General features: G+C 65.0%; 18 protein-coding genes. 11 read left to right on the top strand and 7 right to left on the bottom strand.

Annotation, left to right across the window (positions count from 1 at the left end; translation table 11 throughout):
* Positions 1–162: 162 nt before the first annotated feature.
* The 10 genes from sufB to VF617_RS14190 all read left to right on the top strand — a co-directional run bounded on the left by sufB (position 163) and on the right by VF617_RS14190 (position 7547).
* A complete protein-coding gene (gene sufB, locus VF617_RS14145; protein ID WP_331015550.1) occupies positions 163–1635 on the top strand; it encodes a Fe-S cluster assembly protein SufB in 1473 nt (490 codons plus the stop codon).
* Complete coding sequence (locus tag VF617_RS14150; RefSeq protein ID WP_331015551.1) at positions 1632–2159, top strand: endonuclease domain-containing protein; 528 nt, start codon at positions 1632–1634, stop codon at positions 2157–2159. Before sufB ends, VF617_RS14150 begins: the two co-directional genes overlap by 4 nt.
* A complete protein-coding gene (locus tag VF617_RS14155) occupies positions 2156–2647 on the top strand; it encodes a hypothetical protein (protein ID WP_331015552.1) in 492 nt (163 codons plus the stop codon). Before VF617_RS14150 ends, VF617_RS14155 begins: the two co-directional genes overlap by 4 nt.
* On the top strand, positions 2631–3467 hold the full coding sequence (gene sufC / locus VF617_RS14160) for a Fe-S cluster assembly ATPase SufC (RefSeq protein ID WP_331015553.1): 837 nt from the start codon (positions 2631–2633) through the stop codon (positions 3465–3467). The genes VF617_RS14155 and sufC overlap by 17 nt, the downstream gene beginning before the upstream one ends.
* Positions 3464–3787: a hypothetical protein gene (locus VF617_RS14165; RefSeq protein WP_331015554.1), complete on the top strand. Its 324-nt coding sequence runs from the start codon at positions 3464–3466 to the stop codon at positions 3785–3787. Before sufC ends, VF617_RS14165 begins: the two co-directional genes overlap by 4 nt.
* Positions 3784–4989 (top strand): SufD family Fe-S cluster assembly protein, encoded by a 1206-nt coding sequence (locus VF617_RS14170; protein ID WP_331015555.1) that lies wholly within the window; start codon positions 3784–3786, stop codon positions 4987–4989. Before VF617_RS14165 ends, VF617_RS14170 begins: the two co-directional genes overlap by 4 nt.
* 74 nt (positions 4990–5063) lie before the next feature.
* The gene (locus tag VF617_RS14175; protein ID WP_414714071.1) at positions 5064–6242 is read left to right on the top strand and encodes a cysteine desulfurase; all 1179 of its coding nucleotides are present in this window, start codon (positions 5064–5066) and stop codon (positions 6240–6242) included.
* Positions 6239–6712 (top strand): SUF system Fe-S cluster assembly protein, encoded by a 474-nt coding sequence (locus VF617_RS14180; protein ID WP_331015557.1) that lies wholly within the window; start codon positions 6239–6241, stop codon positions 6710–6712. The genes VF617_RS14175 and VF617_RS14180 overlap by 4 nt, the downstream gene beginning before the upstream one ends.
* Complete coding sequence (locus VF617_RS14185; RefSeq protein WP_331015558.1) at positions 6712–7074, top strand: iron-sulfur cluster assembly accessory protein; 363 nt, start codon at positions 6712–6714, stop codon at positions 7072–7074. Before VF617_RS14180 ends, VF617_RS14185 begins: the two co-directional genes overlap by 1 nt.
* Positions 7074–7547 (top strand): GreA/GreB family elongation factor, encoded by a 474-nt coding sequence (locus VF617_RS14190; RefSeq protein ID WP_331015559.1) that lies wholly within the window; start codon positions 7074–7076, stop codon positions 7545–7547. Before VF617_RS14185 ends, VF617_RS14190 begins: the two co-directional genes overlap by 1 nt.
* On the opposite strand, the gene VF617_RS14195 is transcribed toward VF617_RS14190, so the two are convergent.
* The 5 genes from VF617_RS14195 to ytfQ all read right to left on the bottom strand — a co-directional run bounded on the left by VF617_RS14195 (position 7534) and on the right by ytfQ (position 15113).
* Positions 7534–10650, bottom strand: coding sequence for a PAS domain S-box protein (locus VF617_RS14195; protein ID WP_331015560.1), 3117 nt, complete (start codon positions 10648–10650; stop codon positions 7534–7536). The genes VF617_RS14190 and VF617_RS14195 overlap by 14 nt on opposite strands.
* A gap of 81 nt (positions 10651–10731) precedes the next feature.
* A complete protein-coding gene (gene yjfF, locus VF617_RS14200; RefSeq protein WP_331015561.1) occupies positions 10732–11673 on the bottom strand; it encodes a galactofuranose ABC transporter, permease protein YjfF in 942 nt (313 codons plus the stop codon).
* Positions 11670–12656 carry an ABC transporter permease gene (locus VF617_RS14205; RefSeq protein WP_331015562.1) on the bottom strand — a complete coding sequence of 329 codons (987 nt, stop codon included), beginning with the start codon at positions 12654–12656 and terminating at the stop codon, positions 11670–11672. Before VF617_RS14205 ends, yjfF begins: the two co-directional genes overlap by 4 nt.
* Positions 12653–14167, bottom strand: coding sequence for a sugar ABC transporter ATP-binding protein (locus tag VF617_RS14210; protein ID WP_331015563.1), 1515 nt, complete (start codon positions 14165–14167; stop codon positions 12653–12655). The genes VF617_RS14205 and VF617_RS14210 overlap by 4 nt, the downstream gene beginning before the upstream one ends.
* Positions 14142–15113 carry a galactofuranose ABC transporter, galactofuranose-binding protein YtfQ gene (gene ytfQ / locus VF617_RS14215; RefSeq protein WP_331015564.1) on the bottom strand — a complete coding sequence of 324 codons (972 nt, stop codon included), beginning with the start codon at positions 15111–15113 and terminating at the stop codon, positions 14142–14144. The genes VF617_RS14210 and ytfQ overlap by 26 nt, the downstream gene beginning before the upstream one ends.
* Positions 15114–15200: 87 nt before the next feature.
* On the opposite strand from ytfQ, the gene VF617_RS14220 reads away from it, so the two are divergent.
* Entirely contained in the window at positions 15201–16208 is a 1008-nt protein-coding gene (locus VF617_RS14220; RefSeq protein WP_331015565.1) for an aldose epimerase family protein, read from the top strand.
* Here VF617_RS14220 and VF617_RS14225 read toward each other — a convergent pair whose 3' ends face one another.
* Together VF617_RS14225 and VF617_RS14230 are read right to left on the bottom strand one after the other, a co-directional pair.
* On the bottom strand, positions 16209–18533 hold the full coding sequence (locus VF617_RS14225; protein ID WP_331015566.1) for a glycoside hydrolase family 127 protein: 2325 nt from the start codon (positions 18531–18533) through the stop codon (positions 16209–16211).
* Between the two features lie 4 nt (positions 18534–18537).
* Positions 18538–20082, bottom strand: a complete 1545-nt coding sequence (locus VF617_RS14230) for an alpha-N-arabinofuranosidase (protein ID WP_331015567.1) — start codon at positions 20080–20082, stop codon at positions 18538–18540.
* Positions 20083–20120 lie beyond the last annotated feature (38 nt).

Genomic DNA, 20120 nt, shown 5'->3' on the forward strand with positions numbered 1-20120 from the left:
TAGCTGCCGGGTCAAGCCCCACCTCCATATCGCGAACGACGCGGTCCGAGGCGCTCTCCAGGGCGTCAGCCTCGAGCAGCTTGCCCGCTCCCCGGCGAAGGCCGGGGCCCAGGAAGCGGAGGTGCAGGGCTGGGCCCCGGCCTTCGCCGGAGAGCAAAAGACATGACCGATATCCGCAACCGCGAAGCCCAGGAGGCGGTGGACCGCGCCTCGAACTACGAATGGGGCTTCAGCTCCGACATCGAGCAGGATTTCGCGCCCAAGGGCCTCAACGAGGACACGGTCCGCTTCATCTCGGCCAAGAAGAACGAGCCCGAGTGGATGCTCGAATGGCGGCTCAAGGCCTATCGCGCCTGGCTGACGATGGAAGAAGTGACCTGGGCCAAGCTCGACATCCCTCGAATCGATTTCCAGGACGCTTATTATTACGCCGAGCCGAAGGCGAAGCCGACGATCGCCTCGCTGGACGAGCTCGACCCCGAAATCCGCCGCACCTACGAGAAGCTCGGGATCCCGATCGAGGAGCAGAAGGTGCTCGCCGGCGTGGAGGGCGCGCGCAAAGTCGCGGTCGACGCGGTGTTCGACAGCGTCTCCGTCGCCACCACCTTCCGCGCCGAGCTCGAACGGGCCGGCGTCATCTTCCGCTCGATCTCCGAAGCGATCCGTGAATTCCCCGATTTGGTCCGCAAATATCTCGGCTCGGTGGTTCCGCAGCGCGACAATTACTTCGCCTGCCTCAACGCGGCGGTCTTCTCCGACGGGACGTTCGTCTACATCCCCGAAGGCGTGCGCTGCCCGATGGAGCTCAGCACCTATTTCCGCATCAATGCCGAAAATACCGGCCAGTTCGAGCGCACGCTGATCATTGCCGACAAGGGCAGCTACGTCTCGTATCTGGAAGGCTGCACCGCGCCGATGCGCGACGAAAACCAGCTCCATGCGGCGGTGGTGGAATTGGTCGCGCTCGATGATGCCGAGATCAAATATTCGACTGTCCAGAACTGGTATCCCGGCGACGAGAACGGCAAGGGTGGTATCTTCAACTTCGTGACCAAGCGCGCGCTCTGCGCCGGGCGCAACTCGAAGGTGAGCTGGACCCAGGTGGAAACCGGCAGTGCGATCACCTGGAAATACCCCAGCTGCATCCTGCAGGGCGACGGATCGGTCGGAGAATTCTATTCGGTGGCGGTCACCAACGGGCACCAGCAGGCCGATACCGGCACCAAGATGCTGCACATCGGCAAGAACACCCGCTCGACGATCGTCTCGAAGGGCATCAGCGCGGGCAAGTCGAACAACACATACCGGGGCAGGGTTCTGGTCAATGCCGGCGCGGAGAATGTTCGCAACTTCACCCAGTGCGACAGCCTGTTGCTCGGCGATCAATGCGGCGCGCACACGGTGCCCTATATCGAAGTGAAGAACCCCAGCGCGCAGATCGAGCATGAAGCGACGACTTCAAAGATCAGCGAGGATCAGATGTTCTACGCGATGCAGCGCGGGCTGGATTCCGAGGCCGCGGTGGCGCTGATCGTCAACGGCTTCGCGCGCGAAGTGCTAAAGCAACTGCCGATGGAATTCGCGGTGGAAGCGCAGAAGCTGCTGGGGATTTCGCTTGAGGGGAGCGTGGGGTGACCCAGTCGCTGGACAAGGGCTGGAACAAAAAAGCCCCTCCCCTTCAGGGGAGGGGTTTGGGGTGGGGGCTGTCCATCGAACGGCTCCAGTGGCTGAAGCAGCGCGCGGATGAAATGCGCCGGAACCCGACCGAGCCCGAGAAGCGTCTCTGGCGGCCTATCTCCAACTCGCAATTGAATGGGCACAAGTTTCGTAGGCAGGCCATTGTCGGGCCATTTATTGCCGACTTCCTCTGTTCGCAAAAAGCGCTGATCGTTGAGGTCGATGGTGACACCCATGATGAAGCGAAGGATCGGCTGCGCGATGATGAGTTAGCAATCCTCGGCTTTCGCGTCGTTCGAGTGAGCAACTATGACGTGATCAGCAATATGGAAGGTGCCGTTCACTCGATTGGTGAGGCACTTCGCGCGGCGCCGGCTCGCTGGAACAACCCCCACCCCAACCCCTCCCCTGAAGGGGAGGGGCTTGAAGAGGGCAAGGCGCAGAAGCTGCTGGGGATTTCGCTTGAGGGCTCGGTCGGGTGATCGCCGCTGCGTTCCTCCTGCTCGTACAGGACGTGCCGGTTCTGCCTCCCGCCGAGGAGGAGAACGAAGAGATAGTCGTGCGCGCCACCTATGGCACCACGACGATGCTGTTCGACAAGGGCGCGGACGACAAGCTGCGCAATTGCCGGATCATGGTATCGAGCGGCAGCCAGCGGCGGGACACCACTGCCTGCCAGGCGACGCCGGTCTGCTATGCCAAGACCGCGGATGTGGTCACCGATTGCGTCGAGCTCACAGCATTGGAGCCGGCGACGCTGGGCGGCGCCCGGAGCGGCATGACGCGCCCTCAGGTTTTCGAAATGCCCAAGCTCGTCCAGCCCAAGGCGGCCCCGTTTCCCGGCATGATCGGGCCGATCCAGCCGGGCGATAACGAGCAGGCCGATAAGCAGCGAGTGCTCAAGCTGCCGCCCCCGCCGCAAGCGCCCAACGAACCCGCCGTCAGGATCACCAATGCTCAAGATCAATGAACTCCGCGTCGAAATCGACGGCAAGGAAATCCTGAAGGGCCTGACGCTCAGCGTGAACGCGGGCGAAGTGCACGCGATCATGGGCCCGAATGGGGCGGGCAAATCGACGCTCGGTTATGTGCTTGGTGGGCGCCCCGGATACGAGCCGACCGGGGGCAGCGTGATGTTTTGCCCCAGACCCGCTCATGCTGAGCTTGTCGAAGCACCCGAGTCCGATGCCCAGCCTACGCACCCTTCGACAAGCTCAGGGCGAGCGGAGGGGGAATGGGTGGACCTGCTCGAAATGGCGCCGCATGAGCGCGCCGCCGCCGGGTTGTTCCTCGGCTTCCAATATCCGGTCGAGATTCCGGGCGTTTCCAACGTCCAGTTCCTGCGCGAAGCGCTCAATTCGCAGCGGCGCGGGCGGGGGGAGGCGGCGCTTTCGGGCGGCGAGTTCCTGAAGCTGGCGCGGGCGCAGGCCGATGCGCTCGGCATGGATCAGGAGATGCTCAAGCGCCCCGTCAATGTCGGCTTTTCGGGTGGTGAGAAGAAGCGCAACGAGATGGTGCAGATGGGCATCATCGGCCCACGGCTCGCGATCCTGGATGAGACCGACAGTGGCCTCGATATCGATGCGCTCAAGGCGGTCGGGGACGGCATCAACCGGATCATGCGCGCGCCGGACAAGGCTGTGATCCTGATCACGCACTACCAGCGGCTGCTCGATTATGTGCGCCCCGATTTCGTCCATGTGCTGGAAATGGGCCGCATCACCCGCAGCGGCGGGGCCGAGCTGGCGCTGCGGCTCGAGCGTGAAGGCTATGGGGTGTTGGCGGCATGATCGCGGCGTTCGTTCTTGCGGCCCTGCTCCAGACAGCGCCTGCGCCTTCGCAGGCGGAGGAGTTCGATATCGTCGTCATCGGACGGCGGCTCTCGGAGGTTTCGGTCACCGTTGGCCGCGATCCGCGCGGCAAGTTCACCTGCGGGCTGAACAAGACTACCGGTAACGCGCGGCTCGATAGAGCGCTTTGCACGGCGGCGGCGACTTGCGTGCGCAAGGGTGCGCGAGACGGTGCAACGGTGCGGGTTTGTGTGGATCGCCGCAAGCCCGATTTGCTTGCCGATATTCGCAAGTCGATGGCCCGGCGGGCGGCGCAATGACGACGCTGGAACTGCCCTCTCCCAGGCTCGAGGAGTGGCGCTGGGCGGATATGGATGCGCTGCGGGCTGCGGTTGCTACTGCTCCGCACGCGACGGGCGTCGATCCCGCCGCGCTGTTCCTCGACCTCCACGGACCGCGCCTCTGCTTCATTGATGGCGTGTTCGAGCCGGCGCATAGCCGCCCCGGTCCGATTCAGGTTGGGCGGATCGTGCCCGGCGCCGCCCACCCGCTCGGCAGCTTGGCCGAAGGCGAAGGCTGGGCGTTGACGCTCGACAAGCAGGCCGCGGTGACGGGCATCCAGATCGTCCATCTCGGTTCGGGCGGCGAGAGTCATGTTCCCGCGCGCATCGTGCTCGGCGTGGACGCGGTCGCTTCGGTGGTCGAGACCTATGCGGGCGCGGGATGGGCGAACCGGCTGACGACGGCCTTGCTTGCAAAGGGCGCGCGGCTGATGCGCTCGGTGCGGCTGTTGCAGGATGAGGGGTTCGTTTCGATCCGCGATGAGGCCGATGTCGGCGAGGCGGCGAGCTACGTCTCGATTTTCCTGGGCGCGGGGGCGATGGGGTCGCGGATCGATGGTGCGCTGACGCTGACCGGCAAGGGCGCGTTCGCCGAAATGGGCGGCGCGCTGTTGACGCGCGGCAGCCAGCGCCAGGAATGCGCCGTGAGCGTGCGCCACGAGGAGACCGACGGCAGCTCGCGGCAGATCTGGCGCGCAGTGGCGGCGGACAAGTCGGCGGTGAGCCTCGCCGCGCGGGTAGAGGTGGCACGCGGGGCGCAGAAGACCGATGGCGAGCAATCGCTGCGCGGGCTGCTGCTGGATCGCTCGGCAACGGTGAACCTCAAGCCCGAACTTGAAATCTTCGCCGACGATGTGAAGTGCGCGCATGGCGCTACGGTCGGCGAGCTGGACCGGAACGCGCTTTTCTATCTGCAAAGCCGCGGCGTCGACGAAGCGCGGGCGACAGCCATGCTGACGCGCGCGTTCGTCGCCGATGCGCTGGCACGGATCGGCGATGAGGGTGTGCGCGAAGCGTTCGAGGCGGATGCGGACAAGTGGCTGGAAAACTCCCTCTCCCGTTGGGAGAGCGAAATGGTTGTGTCGGCGATGCCCCCGGCATCGCCTGAGCAGCGCGGGGCGCTGCTCACCCAACCATCCCGCTTGGCGCAGCCGAGTGGGAAGGGTGAGGGTAGCCAATGACAGCCTACCCTCACCCTTCCGCAGCTTCGCTGCTCCCTCCCTCTCCCAATGGGAGAGCGACAGAAGCCTTGGACGTGCTCGCGGATTTCCCGGCGATTCCGGCCGGCTGGGCATATCTGGACACCGCCGCGACCTCGCAGAAGCCCCAGCCGGTGATCGATGCGATCACCCGTGGATACGCCGAAACCTATGCGACCGTGCACCGCGGCGTGTATCAGCGCTCGGCGGACATGACGCTCGCTTATGAAGCCGCGCGGCGGCGCGTGGCGGAGTTTATCGGCGGACAGGAACGCGAAATCGTCTTCGTCCGTGGCGCGACCGAAGCTATCAACCTCGTCGCGGCAAGCTGGGCGGGCACGCAGCTGAAAGCGGGCGACCGCATCCTGCTTTCCACGCTCGAGCATCATTCGAACATCGTCCCCTGGCAGATGATCGCGGAGAAGATCGGCGCGCATATCGACGTGGTACCGCTCACTGTCGATCATCGCATCGATCTCGATGCAATGGCGGCGATGCTCACGCCGCAGCACAAGCTGGTCGCGCTGGCGCATGTCTCGAACGTGCTCGGATCGGTGCTCGATGCCAGGCGCGCCGCCGCGTTGGCGCATTCGGTGGGCGCCAAGATCCTGATCGATGGCTGTCAGGCCGTGCCGAGGATGCCCGTGGATGTCGCCCATCTCGATTGCGATTTCTACGTCTTCTCGGGGCACAAGCTTTACGGCCCCACGGGGATCGGGGTGCTTTGGGGCCGCTACGAATTGCTCGACGCGATGCCGCCTTATCAGGGCGGGGGATCGATGATCGATCGGGTGAGCTTTGCCGGCACCACCTACGCCCCGCCGCCCGGACGGTTCGAGGCCGGGACGCCGCATATCGTCGGCGTGGTCGGGCTGCACGCGGCGATCGATTATGTCCAGAGCATCGGGCTGGGCCGCATCGAGCGCCACGAAACCGCGCTGGTTCGCCAGGCGCGCGAGGCGCTTTCCAGGCTCAACAGCGTGCGGCTGTTCGGGCCCGACGACGCCGCCGGGATCGTCAGCTTTTCGGTCGAGGGGGTGCACCCGCACGACGTCGCCACCATATTGGACGAGGGCAATGTCGCGATCCGCGCGGGCCATCACTGCGCGCAGCCGCTGATGGACGCACTCGGCGTGCCGGCGACCGCGCGGGCAAGCTTCGGCGTGTATAATAATGCAAGTGATATAGACGGACTTATCACAGGAATTCAAAGAGTTACGAGGATTTTCGGGTGAACGAGGAACGCAAGTTCGAAGTAGAGCAGGTCGATGCCGTCGCGCCGCCCCCAAAGGTGCGTGTGGACGATGATCGCGATGTTCGCGAAGGTTTCGAGCGCAAGAAGGATTATCTCGCCGGCTTCCTGGCGCAAAAGCCGCAGGCCGATCCGGTCACGGGCAACGGCGGGGCGCTGCAGGCGGCGATCGTCGAGGCGCTCAAGGAAATCTACGATCCCGAAATCCCGGTGAACATCTACGATCTCGGCCTGATCTACGGCGTCGAAGTTACCGATGACGGGCACGCCGTGGTGATGATGACGCTCACCACGCCGCACTGCCCGGTCGCCGAAAGCATGCCCGCCGAAGTCGAATTGCGCGTCGGCTCGGTGCCCGGAGTCGGCCATGCCGAAGTCAATCTCGTCTGGGATCCGCCCTGGGACCCGCAGAAGATGACCGACGATGCGAAGCTCGAACTGGGGATGCTGTGATGCCAGAAAACCTCACTAGGGTCCGCGAGCGCCCCGCAGCGCTGAACCTCACCTCCAATGCCCAGGCGCGCGTGGCGGAGTTGATGTCGAAGGCTCCGGAGAGTGCGATCGGGGTCAAGCTGTCGACCCCAAAGCGGGGATGTTCGGGGCTTGCCTATTCGGTCGATTATGTGACCGAAGCCAAGCCATTCGACGAGAAAATCGAGACGCCGGGCGGCACCCTCTATGTGGATGGCGGCTCGATCCTCTATCTTGTCGGCTCGACGATGGATTGGGTCGAGGACGATTTCGCCGCGGGCTTCGTTTTCGAGAATCCCAATGCCAAGGGAGCATGTGGTTGCGGTGAGAGTTTTACTGTCTGATGAGCGTAGCGTTCCGCCGCGAGAGCGACGAAGAGCATAAGGAGCCCAAGTTCGAGCTGCCTTTGCCGGCCGGCCCGAACATGGTGACGGCGCGCGGACTCGCGCTGATCGAGGCTAAAGTCGGCGAACTCGAAGCGGCGATCGAGGCCGAAACAGCGGAAGAGCCGCGCGCCGTGCTCAAGCGCGAATTGCGCTATTGGAACACCCGCCGAACCACCGCGCAGATCGCGCCGCCGCCCGAGCCGGGCGTGGCGGGGATCGGATCGCGCGTCACCATCAAACTCGCGGGCAAGGCGCGCGCGATCGATATCGTGGGGCATGACGAGGCCGATCCCGCCGCAGACCGCATCGCCTTTTCCGCGCCGCTCGCGCACGCGCTGATCGGCGCGGAGGAAGGCGAGCGCGTCGATTTCAACAGGAAGACGGAGGCGATCGAGATCGTCTCGGTGACGCCGATCCCTAGCTCTCGATGATCGTCTTGATGCGCGTCGCCAGCGCTTCCATTGCGAAGGGCTTGGTGATCATCGTCATGCCCGGCTCGAGGAAGCCCGAAGCGAGCGCGGCATTCTCGGCATAGCCGGTCATGAACAGGACCTTCAGCCCGGGGCGGAGGCTGCGGCCCGCATCCGCCACTTGACGCCCGTTGAGCCCGGGCAGGCCGATATCGGTGATCAGCAAGTCGATGCGCCTCTGCGATTGAAGAATCTCGACGCCCTTGGGACCGTCCGCCGCCTCGATCGCACGATAGCCAAGCTCGCTCAGCGTCTCCACGATCAGCCCGCGCACCACGGGCTCGTCCTCCACTACGAGCACGACTTCGCCCGCATCGGTCGCATGCGCGTCGGTCAGGTGCGGCACTTCCTCTTCGCCCTCCGCTTCGCCACGGAAGCGAGGCAGGTACAGCTTGAAGGTCGTGCCTTCACCGATTTCGCTATAGATCTTTGCATATCCGTCCGACTGGCGGGCGAAGCCGTAGATCATCGAAAGGCCCAGCCCGGTGCCCTGGCCGATCGGCTTGGTGGTGAAGAAGGGCTCGAAAGCCTTGGCGATCGTATCTGCGTCCATGCCGATGCCCGTGTCGGTCACGCAGATGCAGATATATTGGCCGGGCTTCACGTCGCGCTGCCGGGCGGCATAGGCGTCGTCCAGATGCGCGTTGCACGTCTCGATCGTCAGCTTGCCGCCATCGGGCATGGCGTCGCGGGCGTTGATCACCAGGTTCAGGATCGCGTTTTCAAGCTGGTTGGGATCGCACAGGGTGAGCCAGAGGCCGCCCGCCAGCACCAGCTCGAGTTCGATCCGCTCGCCGATCGTGCGGCGGAGCAGATCCTCCATGGAGGCCATCAGGGGGTTGGCGCGTACCGGGCGCGGATCGAGCGGCTGGCGGCGCGAGAAAGCGAGCAGGCGATGCGTGAGCGCGGCGGCGCGATTGGCGGCGGCGGTGGCTCCCGAAAGGAAGCGGCCGATCTCCGCAACCCGCCCCTGCGCCACGCGCCGTTCGATAATCTCCAGGCTGCCGGTGATGCCCTGGAGCAGATTGTTGAAATCATGCGCGATGCCGCCGGTGAGCTGTCCCACCGCTTCCATCTTCTGCGATTGGCGCAACGCTTCCTCGGTAGTGGCCAGCGCCTCGGCGGCTTCTCGCTCTCCCGTGACGTCGCGGCCGAAGCCGTAGATCGTGTCGTTTTCGGGCACGGTTGAGAATGCGATGCATCGCCGCTCGCCGTTCTTGCCGATGAAGGTCGTGTCCCGCTCGGGCAGGGGCTCGCCTAGATTCAACTGGCTAAGGCGGCGCCTCACCGCGTCGAGGTCTCCGGGTTCGATGAAATCGAGAAAGTTGCGGCCGACGGTCTCTTCGGTCGAATAGCCGAGCAGGCGGGACCAGGAAGGGTTCACCGAAGTGATCGTCCCGCTCAAGTCCGCGACGACCTTGACGACCGGCGAGAGGTTCCAGATTCGCTCGCGGTCTCGGGCGAGGACCCGCTCACGCGTGATGTCACGGCCCACGCCGTGGATGCGGCCGCTCTCGGGAACCGCCGTCCAGGCGATCAGGCGATAGCCGTCTCGCGCCGAGCGCCAGCGATTTTCGAAGGCCAGCGTCGTCTGGCTCTGGCTGAGCTTTGCCACTTCCGCGGCGGTGCTTTCCAGATCTTCCGGATGGACGAAGTCGGCGAGCGTGCGCCCGACCATCTCCTCTTCGGGCCATCCCAGCATGCGCGTCGCGGAGGGGTTCACGGCGGTAATGAGCCCTTCATAATCGCAAACCAGCAACAGATCCTGTGAGAGCGCCCACATCCGGTCGCGATCGCGCGCGGTCTCGACTTCGGTGATCTTCTGCTCGTGGATATCGGTGTTGGTGCCGATCCAGCGGATGACGCGGCCGTCCTCGGCGCGGATCGGCAGCGCGCGGATGATGTGCCAGCGATATTGCCCGTCGCCGCGCTTGATGCGAAATTCGGTTTCGTAATCCTCACCGGTTTCAAGGGAATGCGCCCATCGTTCGCCTGCCGAGTCGCGATCGTCGGGATGAACGATCGTCGCCCAGCCGATGCCTTTGAGTTCCGCTTCAGGGCGGCCGCAATATTCCATCACGCGCTGGTTGAACCAGTCGAGCGCGCCCGAAGGGGGCGCGGTCCAGACATGATTGGGCATCGCCTGAGCGAAGGTGCGGAACTGCGCCTCGCTCGCGCTGATCGCTTCCTGCGCCTTGATGCGCTCAGTCACATCAACGCCATCGACGAAGATGCCCGTGACGTTGCCTCCCGCCCCGGTGATCGGCTGGAACACGAAATCGACGAAGCGCTCGGTCACAGGCCCGCCGGGGATGGGTTGGGCGTCGTATCTGGCCCCGGTGGAGGCGAACGCCTCGCCGCTTGCATAGACCTGGTCCAGCAAGGCGAGATACCCCTGCTCGACAGCATCCGGCAGCGCTTCAGCGACCGTCTTGCCGATAACGTCGCGATGATCGATCAACTGGAGATAGGCTGGATTGGCCATGACGAAGCGATGTTCGGGGCCTTCGAGAAGCGCCATGAAATTGGGTGCTTGCTCGTACATCTGTTCGAGCCTGGTGCGCTCGTCGCGAAGCTGGCGATCGGCCAGCACCTTTTCGGTGGTCTCCACCACGATCGCGATCACTCCCAGCGGGGTGCCGTGCTCGTCGATCACGGGGGAGTAATCCAGGTCCAGCCATGCAGGCTCCAGCGCGCCCTGGCGGTCGAGCAGAAGCTCCTGTTCCTTGAGTGCGATGGTGCCGCCTTCGCGGAACACGGTCTTGACGATGTTGTCGTTGAAGGCCGCGATTTCGGGCCACGCCTCGCGAACGTTCATGCCAAGCAGCTGCGGGTGGCGCCGCCCGGCGAACTTGGCATAGCCGTCATTATAGATCATGACTCCCGGCTCGCCCCACAGGGTGACGATCGGGATCGGCGAACGCAGCATCATGCCGATCTGCGCGCGCATCGCGGCGGGCCAGCTTCGGATCGGCCCCAGGCTGGTCGCAGACCAGTCGAACGCCGCGATCAATTCGCTTAGCCGACCTCCCCCCTTGAGAAAGCCCGCATTGTCATCATTCATGCAAGCAATCTCTTGGGCGACCGGCATGGGTTATGTCGGACCACCGACAACGCCGCAATGCCCGTTGCGTTCCCGGGCCGATTATTCGGCGCGTCGCGGCAGGAGCATCAGAACGCGCTGCACCACGATGAACAGGAACAGCAGCAGCCCAGCGGCGATCTTCGCCCACCAGCTCGAAAGCGTGCCGGTGAAAATAATGTAAGACTGGATCAAGCCCAGGATCATCACGCCGAAAAAGCTGCCCAGCAGCCCTCCATATCCGCCAGAGAGCAGCGTGCCGCCGATCACGACTGCCGCGATGGCATCCAGCTCAAGGCCCACGCCGGCAAGCGAATGTGCGGACTGGGTGTAGATCGAGAATAATATTCCGGCGAGCGCCGCGCAAAACCCCGAAAAGGCATAGATCGCGGCGGTGGTGCGGCCGATCCGCACGCCGATCAGTTCAGCGGCGCGCGCATCCCCGCCGATCGCGCGCACATCCGCGCCGAATCGCGTGAGCCGCAGCATAACCGCGCCGCCGGCGAAGGCGAGCAGCATCACCCAGGCGCTCACGCTCAGCCCCGCGCCGCCGGACGCCAGCTCGGCATAAGCCGGATGATCGATCGGGATCGATTCGGTGGTGAGCAGGAAGCACGCCCCCCGAGCGAGGAACATTCCCGCGAGCGTCACGATGAACGGCGGCGCCTGGAGCAAGTGGATCGCCGCGCCGAGCAATGCGCCGAACGCCGTGCCCGCCGCCAGCGCAAGCGTGAAAGCGAGAAAGGGGTTCACGCCGTCGCCGATCAATATCGCCAGCAGCACGCCGACGAACGCCACCACCGCGCCCACCGACAAGTCGATCCCCCCCGACAGGATCACAACCGTCATGCCTACCGCGAGCACGCCCAGAAAGGCGTTGTCGGTGAGCAGATTGCCCGCGACGCGGCCCGAGAGCATGAAGGGGAATTGCGCGGCGCATGCGGCATAGAGCAGCACGAACACGCCCATTGTGACCAGCGAAGGCAGGTTGCGCCCCAGCTTCATGCCGCTGTCTCCGGCCGGCCGAACCGACGCCAGGCCGCGCGAGTGGCGGGCGCTTGGGCGATCAGCAGGATCGTGATGACCGCCGCCATCGCGACCAGGTTGAAGGTCGGAGGGAAGCCCGAAAGCAGGATCCCGGTCTTGAGCGCCTGGAGAGTGAGCGCGCCCACCAGCGTCATGGCGAAGGACAGCCGCCCGCCGAACAGCGAAGCCCCGCCGAGCACGACCGCGAGTATCGCGTCGAGCTCGAGCCAGAGCCCGGCATTATTGGCGTCCGCGCCGCGAATATCGGCGGTCGCGATGACTCCGGCCAGGGCAGCCATGAGTCCGGATAGCGCATAGGCCCAGAGGAGCAAGCCGCGCGTGCCGATGCCGGAGAGATGGCTGGCGCGCGGATTGACGCCCAGCGCCTCGATGAACAGCCCCAGGGCGGTGCGGCGCGTGAGCAATGCCAGCGCTGCGCCCACCGCGATCACGATCAGCACCGGTATCGGCAGGCCCAGAAAGCTGCCGCTGCCGATCGCCGCCAGATGCGGCTCGACGAAAGTGACGATACGGCCCTCGGTGATGAGCTGCGCGATGCCGCGGCCCGCGACCATCAGCACCAAGGTTGCGACGATCGGCTGGATCGACAGGAACGCGACCAGCGCCCCGTTCCACAGGCCTGCGATCAGTCCGGTGCCCAGCGCCAGCGCCACGGCGAGATACCAGGGGTGGCCGGCCTCGACCGAAGTGGCGGCCACGGCTCCTGCGATCGCCATCACCGCGCCGACCGACAAGTCGATTCCCCGAGTCGCGATCACCGCCGCCATGCCCAGCGCGAGCAGCGCCACGGGCACGCCGCGGTTGAGGATATCAACTACGCTGCCGGTCAGCCGCCCGCCCTGCAGCGAAAGATCGAAAAAGCCCGGAAAAATGACCCAATTGGCAAGCAGCAACGCCGCCAGCATGCCGAGCTGGGGCGCGGCTTTCCTGAGAGCGGTCACGTAGCGCTCCCCGCGATTGCGCTTACCATTCCGGCGACCGAAACCTGCTCGCCCTCCAGCATGCCGACCTGCTTGCGGTCGCGCATCACCGTGACTCGGTCGGCATAGGCCGCGAGCTCTTCGAGTTCGGAGGAGATGACGTACAGCGCCATGCCGTCGTCGCGCAGCCTCTCGATCAGCCGGACGATCTCGGCATGCGCGCCGACATCGATGCCGCGCGTCGGCTCGTCGAGGATGAGCACGCGCGGTTCAGTGGCGAGCCAGCGCGCGAGCAGCGCCTTTTGCTGGTTGCCGCCCGATAGCTGCTCAATCGGCTTTTCGGCATCGGGCGTGCGGATGCCGAGGAGCGCGATATAATGCTGCGCGATCGCATCCTGCCGCGCGCGCGGTATCTTGCGGAACCAGCCGGTGCGCGCCTGGAGCGCCAGCACGATATTCTCGCGCACCGAAAGCGCGCCGACGATCCCATCGGTCTTGCGCTCCTCGGGACTGAAACCGAAGCCCAGGCGGATCGCATCGCGGGGTGCGCGCAGGCGAGCCTCGCGGCCATCCACTTCGATCGAGCCGCGCTCGGCCGCGTCCGCGCCGAACATCAGCATCGCGGTCTCTGTACGGCCCGAACCCAGCAGGCCCGCTACGCCCACTGCTTCGCCGGCATGAAGATCTAGGTCGAAACCCTCGACGCTGCCCTTGCGGCCGAGCCCGCGGAAGCGCGCGACGAGTGGTCGCTCGCTTCCGCCCGCGCCCGGCGCGCGCGCGATATGCGCGGCCAGTTCCTTGCCAAGCATCATCGAGACCAATTCGCCGCGGGGCAGTTCAGCGGCGGCGCGCGTGCCTATCAGCTTGCCGTTGCGCAATACCGTGAAGCGATCACTCACCGAATATGCCTGGTCGAGGAAATGGGTGATCAGAACGATGGCGACGCCCTTTGCCGCGAGGCGGCGGACGAGCGCGAACAGTATCTCGACTTCGGCCGCGTCGAGGCTTGCGGTCGGCTCGTCGAGCACCAACACGCGCGCTTCGCCGCATGCCGCGCGTGCGATGGCGATGAGCTGCTGCACCGCCACCGGGTAGCCGCCGAGCAATCGCGTGACATCGAGATCGAGATCCAGTTCGGCCAGCACGGCGCGCGCGGCGGCGTGCATCTCGCGCGTGCGGACGATCCCTAAGCGCGTCGGCTGATGGCCGAGAAACAGGTTCTCGGCGACGCTGAGATTGGGCAGCACGCTGATTTCCTGGTGTACGGCCCAGACGCCGGCCCGCTGCGCCGCCGCCGTGCCGCCGGGCGCATAGGGCGCGCCGGCCAGCGTCATTGCGCCGCCGCTGGGCGAAAGCGCCCCAGTAAGGATTTTGATCAGCGTGGATTTGCCCGCGCCATTTTCGCCCATCAGCGCGTGGATTTCTCCGCCACGCAGCTCGAAATCGACATGGTCGAGTGCGAGCACGCCGGGAAAGGCGCGGCTTATCCCCCTGGCGTTGAGCACCTCAGTAGAGGTTCTTGCGCCGCTCATATTCCGCCCCGGCGGTGTCCGGCAGATAGAGCTTGGACGGGGTCTGCACCCATTTCTGCGGCGCCTTTCCGTCCTTCTTGTACGCAGCGAGCAAGTCGAAGGCGGGGCCGGCCATGTCCGGGGTCAGCTCGACAGTGGCATTGGCGTCGCCATCGGCCATCGCCTTGAAGATGTCCGGCACTGCGTCGATGGAGACGGTCAGCACGTCCTTGCCCGGCTTCATCCCGGCTTCCTTCATCGCCTGAATGGCGCCGATCATCATGTCGTCATTATGCGCATAGACCGCGCAGATATTGGCCGCACCCTCGGCCTTGACGAAGCTTTCCATCACTTCCTTGGCCTTGGTGCGCGTGAAGTCGCCCGATTGGCTGCGCGCGAGCTTCACGTTCGGGGCCTTGGCGATCGCTTCGTCGAAGCCCTTCTTGCGATTGGTCGCGGGGCTCGACCCGACAGTCCCCTGGATTTCCACGACACGGCACGGCTTGCCGGCCACCTGCTTGGTGAGCCAGTCGCCGGCGACACGGCCTTCGTGGACGGTGTCGGAGGTTACTGCGGAGAGATAGAGGTTCTTGTCCACGGTGTCGATCGAGCGGTCGAGCAGCACCACGGGGATTTTCGCGGCCTGGGCTTCCTTGAGCACGGCATCCCATCCCGTCGCCACCACCGGCGCCAGGAAGATCGCATCGACGCCCTGCGCGATGAAGGCGCGGATCGCCTTGATCTGGTTTTCCTGGCGCTGCTGGGCGTCCGAGATGCGCAAATCTATGCCGCGTTGCTCGGCGGAAAGCTTGGCCATCTTGGTCTCGGCCGCGCGCCAGCCCGATTCCGAGCCGATCTGTGCGAAGCCCACCACGGTCTTGCCGCCGCCCGCGCTCTGCCCGCTACCGCAGGCGGAAAGGAGCACGAGCATCGCGAACGCCGCGAACGAGCCGGACCGAGCGAACATCCTCACCTCTTCTTTTCGATCTATTCCCGTGGAATTGCTATGCGCGATCCTGCACAAGCGCAACTGTCTGATTAATCGGAGCGAGTGATGAACGGGACTGTGACGCTCACCAATGCGAATGGCGTTTCAGCAACAATCCTGGCGATTGGCGCGACGCTCCAGGCGCTTCGCGTGCCCGATCGTCATGGTATGTTGGACGATGTCGTCCTCGGTCACGATACGCCCGAGGAATATCTCGCCAGCCGCAATTTCTTCGGTTCGACCGTCGGGCGCTATGCCAACCGTATTGCGGAGGGGCGCTTCACGCTGGACCGGCGCGGCTATGCGCTGACGACCAACGATGGCGCGAACCACTTGCATGGCGGCACTGCTGGGCTCGATCAGCGGGTCTGGGAAGTGCGCTCGGCGACTTCCTCCAGCGTGACGCTCTCCTGTCGGAGCCCGGACGGCGAGGACGGCTATCCGGGCGCTCTCGAAATCACCGCGACCTACACCCTTAGCGACGCGAACGAGCTCACCATCGATTATCAGGCCACCACCGACGCGCCGACCATCGTCAACATCACCAACCACGCCTATTTCAACCTTGCGGGCGCGGACCGCGATGCGATGGGGCACAGGCTGACGATCCACGCCTCGCATTATACCCCGGTGGACGAAACGCTCATCCCGACCGGGGCACTTGATTCGGTCGCGGATACGCCGTTCGATTTCCGCGAGGGCGCGGCCATCGGCGCCCGCGTGCGCGATGCCAGGGACCCCCAGATCCGCGTCGGGCTCGGCTATGATCACAATTACGTGCTGGATGGCGAAGCGGGAACGCTGCGCCCCGCCGCCCGGCTCGAGGATCCCGTCTCCGGCCGCGTCATGGAGATGCTCGTCACAGCCCCCGGACTGCAATTCTATTCCGGGAATTTCCTTGATGGCAAGGTAATCGGGAAGCGCGGCCGCGCCTATCGCCAGGGCGACGGCATTGCGCTCGAGCCCCAGCTCTTCCCCGATTCGCCCAACCGCCCCGAATTCCCCTCGGCGCGGCTCGATCCGGGGGAGGTGTACCGCAACACGATCGTGTTGCGATTTTCCGTGAGCGATTGATCAGGCCGAAAGCGTGCGCACTTCATAGATCGGCGCGTCACTGCCCTTGGTCTCGAAGCGGATCCGCACCTGCCTCTTGCCTTGCGTGAGCACGGGCGGGAGCGGGTAATCCACCGCGACGAACTCCTTCACCGCCTTGGCCGCGCGGCGCTCGGTTGCGATCGGTTGGCCATCGATCGAGATGATGAAGTGCTTGGTCACTTCCTCCCCCCAGTAAAGCACGCGCAACGTCATCGGCCCGTCGCGCACCGCGAGATCGAACTCCATGTAATTGCCTAGGCCCCACCAGGCCTGGCGGCCGCTGCGCCCGCCCCAGGAAAGCAGGTCGGCGTGGTTGAAGCGAAAGCCATGGTCGCGCTCTGGCTGCATCTCGCCGAGCTGGATCACATCCACCGTACGCGCTTCAAGCGCCACGCGGGCAGTCTCGGCGGCCCGGAATGCCGATTCCTCCTTCGCCCATTGCCCCTCCGTAAAGGCGGGAAAATAGACGGCGGTACGGCGATCATATTGCGCGAAGAAGGGGGCAAGCTTTAGCGGCTCGGGCCTGGCGCTTTCGATCCAGAAGCGGTGCTCGCCGCGGTCGAGCGCCGTCAGCGCCAGCGTGGGGTCAGCCCCTACCAAAGCCGGCGCGGGCTTATGGAAGGGCTCGGCGGCGGGGCCGAGGTCGGCGGCGAGCACGAGTGGGCCGTGCAGATAGGCCACCAGCCGGGGATCGTCAGGCGTCGGCTCGGTGCGGATGTGCATAGGAAGCGCAAGTTCGATCCGGTCGCCGCTACGCCAGCGCCGTTCGATCCGCGCATAGCCGGCGACGCTTTCGAATGTGGCCGGCGCGCCGTTGATCTTGAGCACAGGCGATCGGCACCAGCCCGGCAACCGTATGGCCACCGTGCGCGGCGCGCGCGGCGCCTTCGCGATACGCAACGTCAATTCCTCCCCAAATGGAAAGCGCGTTTCCAGATCGACTTTCATGCCCCGCCACTCGGCGGACGAGGGAGTGAACAGGTTCAGATAGAGCGCCGCATCGTCGTGCCACCAGATAGAATCGCCATGCTTGGCGTGGCTTTCCATCCCCGATCCTACGCAGCACCAGAAGCTGTCCTCCAGGCTAGACCAAGTCCGTCTCGCGCCCGATGCGAGCGGCATGAAATAGGCGAACATGCCGGTCTTCGGATGCTGATGCGCGAGGATATGGTTGAGCTGGACCCGCTCATAATAATCGAACAGCGCGGCATCGGGCTGCCATCCCCACAGATGCCGCGTGAGCTTGAGCATGTTGTAGCTGTTGCACGCCTCGCACGTGCGATCGGTGATGTAGGGCGCGATGGTGTCGGGCGGTCCGAAATGCTCGCGCTCCGAATTGCCGCCGATCACATAGCTGTGATGCCGGGTGACGGTCTCGTGGAAGAAGCGCGCGGCCTGGGCGTCGCGCGGATCGCCGCCAAGCTCGTAAAGGCGCGCCAGGCCGATCAGCTTGGGGATCTGGGTGTTGGCATGCAGCCCGGGCAGCTTGTTCGAGCCGGCGGCCAGCGGTTCGAGCACGCGGCGGTCGCGAATGCGGTTGGCGATGCGCAGCCAGCGCGGGTCGCCGGTCAGCGCATAGGTCTCGGCATAGCTATGGTTGAGGCCGCCATATTCGGCGACGAGCAACTTCTGCATCTGCGCATCGTCGAGCCCTTCGAGGATCGTCGCGAGATAGCCGGCCATCGCCAGCATCACTGCGCGAGCCGCATCGATCTTGCCCAGCCGATATGCGTCGAGCAGCCCCGCATGCACCTTGTGCCACGTGTAGAGCGGCACCCAGCCGCCATTGATGTCGAAGCCCCCGGTGCGGATATTCCCCTGGCGCAACTCTTCGAACACGATCTTGCCGTCGACGAACTTGCCGCCGCGTTCGACGGTCGTGCCCCCCACATAGCCGTCGCCATGCGCCGCCTGGCAGCGGGCCAGTTCGGCGATGATATAGGCGATGCGCGCGCGTACTTCCGGGTCGCCGGTCTGGGCGTGCATCAGCGCGCAGGCGCTGAGATAATGGCCCAGGCTGTGCCCCGCGATTCCCCGGGCTTCCCAGCCCCCATAAACCAGCGCCTTGGGCTTGAGCCCGGCTCCGGCGAGGAAATTGTGGAGCAGCCGGTCGGGCTCGATCGCCAGCAGCACGCGGCGGTTCGCTTCCAGCGCGTCGAGGAAAAGCGAGGGCTTGAGCCGCACGGCTTCCATCGGCAGCGCCTGGGCGCGGACGCGCTTTTCCTCCGGTGCCGCCGCCGCGGCAACGGGACCAGCAAGCGCGAGCGCGCTCACCGATCCCAGGAAGGTGCGCCGCGTCGGCATCCGGCTATTCGACCATTACGACCGCGACCGATTTCGCCGGCAGGTCGAACACAAGCTTGCCGTTCACGGTCGTGCCCGCATAGGGGCCGGGCTGGATCGTGTTGGGCTTGTCGAACGTGTTGTGCGTGTCGATCGACGGCCCGGTGATGATCCGCCCGCGCGCCTTGCCCGTCAGGGCCGTAGTGACGCGCGCCGGCTTGCTTGGATCGACATTGACCAGCGCGACATAGAGCTTTCCGTCGGCCCCGCGCGCCACCGATGCGTCCACCATCGCCATCGAGAATTCGCCATTGGCATAGGCCGGGCCCTGCACCGTCGCCGGATAAGGCGTCGCTCCCTGGAACGGCTGGTACATTTCGAAAATGTGATAGGTCGGCGTAAGCAGCATCTTCTCCTTGTCGGTCAGGATCATCGCCTGAAGCACGTTGACCATCTGCGCGATGGCCGTGAGCTTCACGCGATCGGTGTGGCGGTGGAAGATGTTGAGCGTCAGCGCGGCGACATGCGCGTCACGCAGGCTGTTCTGCTGATAGAGGAAGCCCGGCGTCGAGCCAGCTTCCTGGTCGTACCAGGTACCCCATTCGTCCACATAGAGCGCGACCCGCTTTTGCGGATCGTACTTGTCCATCACCGCTGCGTGCTTGGAAACCAGCTCTTCCATGAAGATCGCGCGGGAAAGCGTGGAGGCCCATTCCGCCTCGGTAAACCCCGTCGCGGCGCCCTTCTTGTTCCATTTGCCCGTGGGCAGGGTGTAATAATGCATGCTCAGCGCCTGCATCCTGTTGCGGGCTTCGCGCATCAGCACTTCGGTGAAATTATAGTCCGCCGCGTTGGCGCCGGTGGCTACCTTGATGACCTTGGGCGCGCCCACGGGCGTCTTGATGAATTCCTGATAGCGGCGGTGGAGATCGGCCGAATATTCAGCCCGCATGCTGCCGCCGCAGCCCCAGCTTTCATTGCCCACGCCGAAATATTTGATTTTCCACGGCTGCTCGCGGCCGTTGCGCTTGCGCTCCTCCGCCAGGCTTCCCTGGGTGTGCATCATATATTCGACCCATTGCGCCATTTCGCGCGGAGTGCCCGAGCCCATGTTGCCGGCGACATAGGCGTCGGCGCCGACCATCTCGGAATAGTTCATGAATTCGTGCGTGCCGAAGGCATTGTCCTCCGTGACGCCGCCCCAATGGTTGTTGACGCGGATGGGGCGCTTGTCGCGCGGGCCTATGCCGTCGCGCCAGTCATATTCGTCCGCGAAGCAGCCGCCGGGCCAACGGATCACCGGCACTTTGAGCTTCTTGAGCGCCGCGGTCACGTCGTTGCGATATCCGTTGGTGTTGGGAATCGGCGACTTCTCGCCCACCCATATGCCTTCGTAGATGCCGCGGCCCAGATGCTCGGCGAACTGGCCATAGACCGCGGGCTCGATCTTCGCGCCGGGCTTTTCCATGTCCACGGTGAGCGTCGCCTGCGCCGGGGCTTGCGCTGCCGCCGGGGCGGCGAGCGCCATCATCGCCAGCGCGGGCAAGAGCATGTGCTTCAGCAATTTCATCTCACTCTCCTGTCATCGCGGCCTAACGGCGGCGCGCA

Origin of the sequence: Sphingomonas sp. (genome assembly GCF_036388215.1) — a bacterium.
GTDB lineage: Bacteria > Pseudomonadota > Alphaproteobacteria > Sphingomonadales > Sphingomonadaceae > Sphingomonas.

Coding starts and splice junctions, on each gene's coding strand:
- sufB (WP_331015550.1), top strand. CDS start 163: ATGACCGATATCCGCAACCGCGAAGCCCAGGAGGCGGTGGACCGCGCC.
- VF617_RS14165 (WP_331015554.1), top strand. CDS start 3,464: ATGATCGCGGCGTTCGTTCTTGCGGCCCTGCTCCAGACAGCGCCTGCG.
- VF617_RS14225 (WP_331015566.1), bottom strand. CDS start 18,533: ATGCCGACGCGGCGCACCTTCCTGGGATCGGTGAGCGCGCTCGCGCTT.
- yjfF (WP_331015561.1), bottom strand. CDS start 11,673: ATGAAGCTGGGGCGCAACCTGCCTTCGCTGGTCACAATGGGCGTGTTC.
- VF617_RS14220 (WP_331015565.1), top strand. CDS start 15,201: ATGAACGGGACTGTGACGCTCACCAATGCGAATGGCGTTTCAGCAACA.
- ytfQ (WP_331015564.1), bottom strand. CDS start 15,113: ATGTTCGCTCGGTCCGGCTCGTTCGCGGCGTTCGCGATGCTCGTGCTC.
- VF617_RS14185 (WP_331015558.1), top strand. CDS start 6,712: ATGCCAGAAAACCTCACTAGGGTCCGCGAGCGCCCCGCAGCGCTGAAC.
- sufC (WP_331015553.1), top strand. CDS start 2,631: ATGCTCAAGATCAATGAACTCCGCGTCGAAATCGACGGCAAGGAAATC.
- VF617_RS14195 (WP_331015560.1), bottom strand. CDS start 10,650: ATGAATGATGACAATGCGGGCTTTCTCAAGGGGGGAGGTCGGCTAAGC.
- VF617_RS14210 (WP_331015563.1), bottom strand. CDS start 14,167: ATGAGCGGCGCAAGAACCTCTACTGAGGTGCTCAACGCCAGGGGGATA.
- VF617_RS14230 (WP_331015567.1), bottom strand. CDS start 20,082: ATGAAATTGCTGAAGCACATGCTCTTGCCCGCGCTGGCGATGATGGCG.
- VF617_RS14170 (WP_331015555.1), top strand. CDS start 3,784: ATGACGACGCTGGAACTGCCCTCTCCCAGGCTCGAGGAGTGGCGCTGG.
- VF617_RS14190 (WP_331015559.1), top strand. CDS start 7,074: ATGAGCGTAGCGTTCCGCCGCGAGAGCGACGAAGAGCATAAGGAGCCC.